Source organism: Wolbachia pipientis (assembly GCF_030373985.1).
GTDB classification, from domain to species: Bacteria; Pseudomonadota; Alphaproteobacteria; order Rickettsiales; family Anaplasmataceae; genus Wolbachia; species Wolbachia pipientis_D.
The window spans coordinates 1-625 of record NZ_JAUCRB010000013.1; the positions used below are offsets into that span (position 1 = coordinate 1).

The following is a 625-nucleotide window of genomic DNA, read 5'->3' on the forward strand; positions in this document are numbered from 1 at the left end:
AAGAAATTTTTATAAACTTGGCAGCGACCTACTCTCCCTTTTCAAGTACCATCAGCGCTAAAAAGCTTCACTTCCGAGTTCGGGATGGGATCGGGTGTTTCATTTTTGCTATAGCCACCAAGTCAACAAAAATTTCTATTCAATAATTCAACATTTAACACTGCATATACATACATATTAAGTAAGTAAATAAATCAATCAGGCTATTAGTACTAGTTAGCTCCACATGTTACCATGCTTCCACACCTAGCCTATCAACGTGGTAGTCTTCCACGGCCTTAATTGGGAAATCTTTTTGAAGAGGGTTTCTTGCTTATATGCTTTCAGCAATTATCCCATCTATACATAGCTACCCAGCGATGCTATTGGCATAACAGCTGGTACACCAGGGGTATATCCATCTCGGTCCTCTCGTACTAGAGTCAGATCTTCTCAAATTTCCTTCACCCACGGCAGATAGAAACCGAACTGTCTCACGACGTTCTAAACCCAACTCACGTATCACTTTAATCGGCGAACAGCCGAACCCTTGGAACCTTCTCCAGCCCCAGGATGTGATGAGTCGACATCGAGGTGCCAAACGGTGTCGTCGCTATGAACGCTTGAACACCATCAGCCTGTTATC

General features: G+C 43.2%; 2 rRNA genes. Both read right to left on the reverse strand.

Going from position 1 to position 625, the window contains the following annotated elements:
- Positions 1-15: 15 nt before the first annotated feature.
- Positions 16-122, reverse strand: a 5S ribosomal RNA gene (gene rrf / locus QUS22_RS05440).
- Positions 123-185: 63 nt separating this feature from the next.
- Positions 186-625 (reverse strand): 23S ribosomal RNA (locus QUS22_RS05445); the annotation flags it as partial.